This is a genomic window from Gaiella sp. (assembly GCF_039915195.1).
In the GTDB taxonomy this organism is placed as follows: Bacteria; Actinomycetota; Thermoleophilia; order Gaiellales; family Gaiellaceae; genus Gaiella.
Genome location: NZ_JBDSNT010000004.1, coordinates 138,990 through 146,325 on the forward strand (window position 1 = coordinate 138,990; position 7,336 = coordinate 146,325).

Annotated in this window: 9 protein-coding genes; 5 read left to right on the forward strand and 4 right to left on the reverse strand. The window is 66.8% G+C overall.

The window, feature by feature from the left end; all coding sequences use genetic code 11:
- The first annotated feature begins 30 nt into the window (after positions 1-30).
- Genes ispD through ispF form a run of 3 tightly spaced genes read left to right on the forward strand, consistent with a single transcriptional unit; the run spans position 31 to position 1,804 of the window.
- On the forward strand, positions 31-717 hold the full coding sequence (ispD, locus tag ABIR74_RS00920) for a 2-C-methyl-D-erythritol 4-phosphate cytidylyltransferase (RefSeq protein WP_348174725.1): 687 nt from the start codon (positions 31-33) through the stop codon (positions 715-717).
- Positions 708-1,322 carry an HAD family hydrolase gene (locus ABIR74_RS00925; RefSeq protein ID WP_348174726.1) on the forward strand — a complete coding sequence of 205 codons (615 nt, stop codon included), beginning with the start codon at positions 708-710 and terminating at the stop codon, positions 1,320-1,322. Before ispD ends, ABIR74_RS00925 begins: the two co-directional genes overlap by 10 nt.
- The gene (ispF, locus tag ABIR74_RS00930; RefSeq protein ID WP_348174727.1) at positions 1,319-1,804 is read left to right on the forward strand and encodes a 2-C-methyl-D-erythritol 2,4-cyclodiphosphate synthase; all 486 of its coding nucleotides are present in this window, start codon (positions 1,319-1,321) and stop codon (positions 1,802-1,804) included. The genes ABIR74_RS00925 and ispF overlap by 4 nt, the downstream gene beginning before the upstream one ends.
- Before the next feature lie 403 nt (positions 1,805-2,207).
- On the opposite strand, the gene ABIR74_RS00935 is transcribed toward ispF, so the two are convergent.
- The 4 genes from ABIR74_RS00935 to ABIR74_RS00950 all read right to left on the reverse strand — a co-directional run bounded on the left by ABIR74_RS00935 (position 2,208) and on the right by ABIR74_RS00950 (position 5,229).
- Positions 2,208-3,272: a HAMP domain-containing sensor histidine kinase gene (locus tag ABIR74_RS00935; RefSeq protein WP_348174728.1), complete on the reverse strand. Its 1,065-nt coding sequence runs from the start codon at positions 3,270-3,272 to the stop codon at positions 2,208-2,210.
- A gap of 4 nt (positions 3,273-3,276) precedes the next feature.
- Positions 3,277-3,954: a response regulator transcription factor gene (locus ABIR74_RS00940; RefSeq protein ID WP_348174729.1), complete on the reverse strand. Its 678-nt coding sequence runs from the start codon at positions 3,952-3,954 to the stop codon at positions 3,277-3,279.
- Between the two features lie 49 nt (positions 3,955-4,003).
- Positions 4,004-4,723: an A/G-specific adenine glycosylase gene (locus tag ABIR74_RS00945; RefSeq protein WP_348174730.1), complete on the reverse strand. Its 720-nt coding sequence runs from the start codon at positions 4,721-4,723 to the stop codon at positions 4,004-4,006.
- 74 nt (positions 4,724-4,797) lie between these two features.
- Positions 4,798-5,229 (reverse strand): hypothetical protein, encoded by a 432-nt coding sequence (locus tag ABIR74_RS00950; protein ID WP_348174731.1) that lies wholly within the window; start codon positions 5,227-5,229, stop codon positions 4,798-4,800.
- Between the two features lie 450 nt (positions 5,230-5,679).
- On the opposite strand from ABIR74_RS00950, the gene ABIR74_RS00955 reads away from it, so the two are divergent.
- Both ABIR74_RS00955 and ABIR74_RS00960 read left to right on the forward strand, forming a co-directional pair.
- Positions 5,680-6,723 (forward strand): beta-propeller fold lactonase family protein, encoded by a 1,044-nt coding sequence (locus ABIR74_RS00955; RefSeq protein ID WP_348174732.1) that lies wholly within the window; start codon positions 5,680-5,682, stop codon positions 6,721-6,723.
- A gap of 9 nt (positions 6,724-6,732) precedes the next feature.
- Positions 6,733-7,173 carry a DUF3237 family protein gene (locus ABIR74_RS00960; RefSeq protein WP_348174733.1) on the forward strand — a complete coding sequence of 147 codons (441 nt, stop codon included), beginning with the start codon at positions 6,733-6,735 and terminating at the stop codon, positions 7,171-7,173.
- The last annotated feature ends 163 nt before the right edge of the window (positions 7,174-7,336 follow it).

Genomic DNA, 7,336 nt, shown 5'->3' on the forward strand with positions numbered 1-7,336 from the left:
GGCGGGGCATGACAGGGGCTCGCCGCCGCTGTGAGTGAGGGAAACGACAGCACGACGTGGGCCATTCTCGTGGCCGCTGGCTCGGGCGCGCGCCTGGGCGCGGAGCGTCCAAAGGCGTTCGTCGCTCTGGGCGATCGTGTGCTCCTGGCCGAGAGCCTCGAGCGGCTCGACTCGAGTGAGTGGATCGACGCCGTCGTCGTCGCCGTGCCGGCCGGGTGGGAGGACGCGGCTATTGCTCTGGCCGAGGAGATCGTTGCTTCGAAGGTTGCAGCCGTCGTCACAGGGGGCGAAACGAGAGCAAAGTCCGTGCGTTCAGCTCTCGAACAGGTTCCGGACGAGGCACTTGTCGTGATCGTCCACGACGCGGCCCGCCCGCTCGTCGACGACGCAGTGATCGAGCGTGTCGTTCTGCCGCTCGGAGAGGGGTACGACGGCGTCGTGCCAGCGCTCCCGCTCGCAGACACCGTGAAACGGGTCGAGGGTGGTCTCGTTGTCGAGACCGTCGACCGTGCTGATCTGGTCACCGTTCAGACGCCGCAGGCGTTTACGGCGAGCGCGCTCCGCGCAGCCTATGCCGGCGACGAGCCGGTGGTCGCGACGGACTGTGCATCGCTCGTCGAGGCGCGCGGGGGCCGGGTTCGCGTCGTCGAGGGCCATGTGAGGCTCCTCAAGATCACGACCAGGGCGGATCTCGCGCTCGTCACCTCTTGGCTCTGAGAGCGGTCTTCTTCGACGTTGGTGAGACGCTCATCGACGAGGAGCGATGGTGGCGCGTGCTTTCCGAGCGCGAGGGCCTGCGGCCGCACGTCGTGTGGGCGGCTCTCGGCGTCACGATTGAGCGCGGCGAGGAGCACACGGCGCTCTGGGGCCACCTCGGGATAGAAGCGCCCTCGACGGGGTGGACCACACTCGAGTACGAGCTCGGTGACCTCTACCCCGATGCGATCTCGTGCCTCGAGGCCGTCCGCAGACTCGGCCTCCGCGTCGGCATCGTCGGAAACCAGAGTGCAGCACTCGAGCAGTGGGCCCGTGACGCGCACCTTCCTGCGGACGTGATCTCATCGTCCGCGAGCCTCGGCGTCCGGAAGCCGGATCCAGCGTTCTTCAGCCGCGTCGTCGAGCTCGCCGGGTGTGCCCCCGCCGAGATAGCGTATGTCGGTGACCGGGTCGATAACGACGTGCTGCCGGCTGCTGCAGCGGGCCTCGTGGCGGTGCACGTCCGTCGTGGGCCATGGGGGCATCTCCAGCCCACGCCTCCAGAAGCCACGTTCGGTCTCGACGACCTCGCGTCACTGGCAGACGCGCTAGCCTCGCTGCTATGAGCGATCTCAGAGTCGGCCTGGGCGTCGATGCGCACGCGCTCGCAGCAGGTATCCCGCTCGTGCTCGGTGGCGTCACGATCGAGCACTCTCACGGGCTCAGAGGTCATTCCGATGGCGATGTGATCGCTCATGCGCTCACCGACGCACTCCTCGGAGCCGCAGGTCTCGCCGACATCGGGACGCTCTTTCCGTCAGATGACGAGCGATACCGCGGAGCGGATTCCCTCATGCTCCTCGCGGAGGCGTACGTCCACGTGCGCAAGGGAGGCTTTGGCCTCGTCAACGCGGACTGCGTCCTGATCGGCCAGGAGCCAAAGATCGCGCCGTACCGAAGGGAGATGGCGAGCCGGCTCGCAGGTGCGCTCGGCGTCGACGTGGAGCGGGTCAGCGTACGGGCGACGACGACCGACTTCCTCGGTTTCGCGGGACGCGGAGAAGGGCTCGCTGCCCAGGCGGTCGCACTGCTCGAGCGCACTGCCTGACGCGGGCGACGACTCGATCGGCCGCCGCTCCAGCACACTTCATAGAGTACTTCTCGGGCGGGCCATGGCTGTCTCGGCGGAACTGGCACTGAGTTGGCACTGAGTTGGCACTGAGGCGTGACCCGTTGGTGGCTAACGTTCCCCCAGGGGGCCACCACGCCCCCCTGGGGGAGGTTGGAGCCCGTGTGAGCCTCAGGAGCCTGGGGGAGCCGTGGGGAGACGTGTGGAGACCGGGCTTGCGACGCTGACGCGCGATGTCAGGCTCCAACGCCGCGGCTCGCGTACAGATGCTCGGCTCGCGTACAGATGCTCGGCTCGCGTACAGATGCTCGGCTCGGGTGCCCTTGTGGCCCCACGCAGCCTCCCGCCGCCATCGACTCGCGTCGCCGTGGCATCGTTCCGATCAGGCTGCAGGCAACGTGAAGCTCACCCGGGCACCGCCGTCGGGCCGATTCTCCGCCCAGATCCGGCCGCCCTGGGCTTCGACGAGGCCGCGGGCGATCGCGAGGCCGAGGCCCGCGCCGCGTTGCGATCGGGCAGGGTCGCTTCGCCAGAAGCGATCGAACATCCGTCGTTCCGCCTCGTCGTCGAGTCCCTCGCCCGTGTCCTCGACGGTCACGCGGACGGTTTCGTGATCGGGCTCGACACGCACGGCGACCGTTCCGTCTGACGGAGTGTGTCTGAGGGCATTCGTGAGCAGGTTCAGAAGCACGCGCTCCAACTTCTCCGGAGCAAATCGCGCGACCGCCTCCGAGTCGACGTCGGAGGCGAGCGAAACGCGCCGCTGGAGGGCCTCGGCCGAGACACCCCTGATGCAGGCCGAGACGACATCCACGAGCGGGGAGGCATCGAGCTCGAGCGTCAACGCGCCGGCATCGATACGCGCCAGCTCGAATAGGTCGTCGACGAGAACCGTCAACCCGCGTACCTGGTCACCGAGGGCGGGAAGGTAGTCGGCCGGCTCGGCGAGGCCGTCCTCGAGTGCCTCCAGCATCGCCTGCATGTTCGCAAGCGGCGTGCGAAGATCGTGGCTCGCCCACGCGACGAGCTCGCGCCGGACATCGAAGAGCTCCTCGATGTTCGCCGCCATCTCGTTGAACGACTCGGCCATATCGGCAACCTCGTTCGGCCCCGTTTCGGGCGCCCTGACCGTCAGATCCCCGTGCGACAGGGCAACCGCAGCGTTGCGAACGCTGTCGATCGAACTCGCAATTGAACGGGCGAGGACGAGCCCGCCGATCATCGCAGCCGTCGCCGACGCCGCAAGCATGGCGAGGATCTTCACGTCGTCACCCATGTGGAACATGACCCATCCGGACAGGAGCACAACTGTGAGCGGGAGGCAGACGGCGAGGGCGGCGAGTCCCATCAGCTGCAAGCGCACCGTTGGGAGAGCTCTCAGCCCCAGGGAGAGGATGAGCCCGACGCCGAGCGTGATCAATGCAACAACAACGGCGTTCCAGATCATCAGCTCACGGCACCAAGCGGTAGCCGACGCCCCACACGGTCTGGAGGTGCTCCGGCTCGGAAGGATTCGTCTCGATCTTCTCGCGCAGCCGTCGGACGTGAACGGTGACTGTTCCGGTATCGAGTGCCGCCTCGTACCCCCAGACCCTGCTCATCAGCTGATCGCGCCCGAAGACGCGACGGGGGTTGCGGGCGAGGAACGCGAGGAGATCGAACTCCTTCGCGGTGAGACGTACGCCGATTCCCCCCTTGTACACGTCACGCGTGCGCGTATCGATCTCGACCTCGCCAAAGGAGAGTCGCGTTTCGACATCCTGGGCCGGAGCCGAGCGGCGGAGAACCGTTCTCACGCGCACGGCAAGCTCGCGCGGCGAAAACGGCTTCGTGACGTAATCGTCGGCACCGAGCTCGAGCCCGACGATCCGGTCGGCCTCCTCGCCGCGCGCAGTGAGGAGGATCACGGGCAGCTCGGAACGCGCCCGGATCCAGCGGCACAGCTCGAGGCCGTCGGTGCCGGGCAGCATGACGTCGAGAACGACGATGTCGGGAGTTTCTCGCTCGAGCAATTCGCGCGCGCGATCGCCGTGATCTGCCTCGAGCGTCGTATGCCCCTCCCGCTGGAGGTAGCGCACGACGACTTCACGCACGATCGGTTCGTCATCGACGACAAGAACGGTGGCCACGTTTCGCATTGTGGCGACACCGCCTTACAGGAACATGAATTCCGTGTTACTAAGAGGGCAGCTCGACCGTTCCGTCCCCGTGAACGACGACGAGGCCGTCTCTCGCGAGAGCCTCTACAGCCTCGCGATCGAGCACGTCACCGGGCGTCGCGGACGCCGCGACAAGCCGGAGGGTTGAGGCTCGTCGCTGCCGGAACGACCCCTCGAAACGGCTCTGCTTGCGGGCTGCCTCGTCGCGCGTTCCCCGCGACGGGCACAGGGCCTCCAGAGGACAGGCGTCGCAGCGGGGAATCCTGGCGAGGCAGACGGTTGCTCCGAGGTCCATGAGCGCCTGCGCGGCGGCCCCCGTGAAGCCGTGACCGGTGCGGCGCTCGACGCGGTCGACATTGACGTCGTGTGGAAGCACATTCTTCGCGAGCGCGAAGTTGCCGATCGCGGCCGCGGTATAGGGCCCGACTCCAGGAAGGACTGTCAGATCATCTGGCCAGCCATCCCTAGCGATCAGCGCCGCAGCTCGATGAAGGGCCAGCGCACGTCGGTTGTAGCCGAGTCCTTGCCAGGCGCGAATCACTTCAGCGGCGGGGGCGGCTGCGAGCGCGTCGACCGTCGGCCAGCGCTCGAGCCAGGCGAGATAGCGCGGCACTACGCGATCGACCTGGGTCTGCTGCAGCATGATCTCGCTGACGAGGATGGCGTACGGATCTCTTGTGTGACGCCAGGGAAGGTCGCGCCCGGCGCCGGCGTACCAGGCGAGAAGTTGTGCCTCCATCACGCAAGCGTAGAGCGGAGGCGCCACGCCGGCGAGCCGAGGCTTACCGTTGCGACACCGTCGAATGAACGGCGCTACTTCGGTCGGACGGCAAACCAGCCGTCGACGTTGTCACAGAGAACGACGCCCTTGGGATCGTTGTAGTACGTATAGGCGGGCAGCCCGTTCACTGTGAGCTGGCGCTTCGAGCCTCGCTTGATCGTTCCGAAGGTCGCCATCACACCATTGATGTGCTTCTGCACGGTGCCCTTGACATAGACCGGGGGCCAGGCGACGGCGCACGGGCCGGTGCACTTGATCTTGCCGCCGGCCTTCTTCTCGACATTCCAGTAGTAGATGCCGTACCTGCCTGGGGTCGCGAGCACCTTGCCGAGGTTGCGTGTCCTCATCTCGATCGCAGGTTTTGCTCCCGTGACCGTCTGGGGTCCGGTCGAGGACGCAGCTGCTGCGATCGTCGGCACGAGGGCGACGGCTGCAAGTGCGAACAGGAATGCAACTTTCTTCATGGCGTGCTTCTCCTTCTTCGGGGCACTGACTGACTTCGGGGCAATGACTCACATCACAATGGCTGACCGGGTCGCGGTGCCGCGTGAATCCGGATGGGGTTTAAGAGACTCTTCATGCCAGCCTCACCGCTCCTCGAGCTCGAGTGCGACGGTGTTGATGCACTAGCGCACCCCGCGCAGACGTACGTTCCAATCTGCGCGACATCGTTCAGATCCGCCGCAATGGCGCCTCGGCCGCGCCCTCGCGCAGAACCTCGGACTGCTCGGGTCTGAGCAATGCGTGCCACTACGACTCGCTCCTCTCGATCCGCTCCAGCATTCCAGTCAGCGACAGCGCCGAGAACATTACGGCGGAGGCGGAGTGTCGGGCGAGCGCGCACAACGGCGTAACGGATCCGGTCGACCTGCCACTGAAGCGCTGTCAATGGAAACGAGAATCGGAGGAACGCCGTGTCGAGCAACATGACAGAGAAGACGAGTGCGGCCGCTGCCGTGTACGTGCAGACCAACGAGTCCGAGAACAAGGTGATCACGTTCCGGCGCAGCATCGACGGATCGCTGGAAGACATAGGTGGCACAGACACTGGCGGTGCAGGCAGCGCGACGCCACACCTGCCCTCACAGGGGTCGGTCGTCCTGACGAGCGACGGCGCGCATCTGCTCGTCACGAACGCGGCGAGCAACGATGTGAGCCTGCTCGCCGTGGCGAAGGACGCGGTCGTGCTCCTCCAGGTGGTCGGCTCGGGTGGCGAGACTCCACGGAGCATCGCGGAGCACGAGGGACTGGTCTATGTGCTCAACACCGGAACGCCGTCGCTCGCTGGCTTCAGGCTCGTCGCCGGACGCCTCGATCCCATCGAGGGCTCTACTCGGGTGCTCGCGACGGATGCCGATCCAGCACAGGTGGGCTTTTCGCCCGATGGGTCGACGCTCGTCGTCACCGAGCGCGGTACGGATGCGATCGTCACGCGGTCCGTGGCGGCGGATGGGCTGCTCGGCGAGCCGACCGCTCGTCCCTCTGTTGGCCCGACCCCGTACGGATTCGCCTTCGCCGGGGCCGATACCCTCGTCGTCACCGAGGCGTTCGGCGCCATGAAGGGGAAAGCCGCCGCCTCGTCCTACGCGCTGCAGAATGGCACCGTGGCTCCCGTCTCCGCCTCGGTCGGGAACGGCCGCAGTGAGATCTGCTGGGCGGTCGTCTCGAAGGACGCCCGTTTTGCGTTCACGACGAACTTTGCCGACGGTGCGGTGTCGCGCTACGCCATCGGTGCTGGTGGTGCTCTCGCGCTCGAGGATGCGACGGCCGGGATCGCGATCGACGGCGAAACGGGTCTCCGGGACGAGGACATCAGCAGCGACGGCCGGTTCCTCTACGCGATCGATGCCGACTCGAGGAGCATCTTCGGCTGGGAGGTCGGGTCGGGTGGTTCGCTCACGTCGATCGGCTCGTGGAACGGGCTGCCGGTAACGGTCGCTGGCCTCGCGGCGAGCTGAGGTCGGGCGATGCGACTCGAGCCGCTGTACACCGCGACGTTCGCGACGCCGGAGAGTTGGCGCGTCGGGCTCGACGGCCCGTTCGGGTCGGAGGAGCAGAGCTTTCTCATTGCCGAGGGGCGCTCGCAAGGGCGCCTCTCGGCGCGTCTGCGGGGTGCGAACTTCCCGCGCAAGCGGGTGGACGGTACCTTGCTTCCGGACTTCCGGGGCGCGTTGGAGACCGACGACGGTGCCACGATCCTCTACAGCTGGTCGGGGTACGCGCGGGCGAACGGCGACGGAACGCGAGAGCTCGTCGGTGGCATCACCCACGTCACGGACGATCCTCGCTACGCCTGGCTCAATGCCGCGTACTGCGCACTCGTCGGCGAAGTGCGATCGCGTGCCGGCGGCGAGGGCTTTGATGTCGCGCTCGAGGTATCCGAGGTCGTCTGGGAGCCGCTCGCGTAACGCCTCTTACTGGACGTCGAGGCGGCGGAGACGTAGCGTCTGCGTCGATGGATGCACGAGAGATGAGCTATGCACCACCACCGGGTCAGGCCGCGATCGTCGAGGCGCTGAAGCGCGGTGACGAACGCACCTTCTCCGATCTCGTGAGCGAATACAGCCCGTC

Excerpts from the sequence above, each read along its gene's own strand:
- ABIR74_RS00935 (WP_348174728.1), bottom strand. The coding sequence starts at position 3,272 with ATGATCTGGAACGCCGTTGTTGTTGCATTGATCACGCTCGGCGTCGGG.
- ABIR74_RS00945 (WP_348174730.1), bottom strand. The coding sequence starts at position 4,723 with ATGGAGGCACAACTTCTCGCCTGGTACGCCGGCGCCGGGCGCGACCTT.
- ABIR74_RS00950 (WP_348174731.1), bottom strand. The coding sequence starts at position 5,229 with ATGAAGAAAGTTGCATTCCTGTTCGCACTTGCAGCCGTCGCCCTCGTG.
- ispF (WP_348174727.1), top strand. The coding sequence starts at position 1,319 with ATGAGCGATCTCAGAGTCGGCCTGGGCGTCGATGCGCACGCGCTCGCA.
- ABIR74_RS00960 (WP_348174733.1), top strand. The coding sequence starts at position 6,733 with ATGCGACTCGAGCCGCTGTACACCGCGACGTTCGCGACGCCGGAGAGT.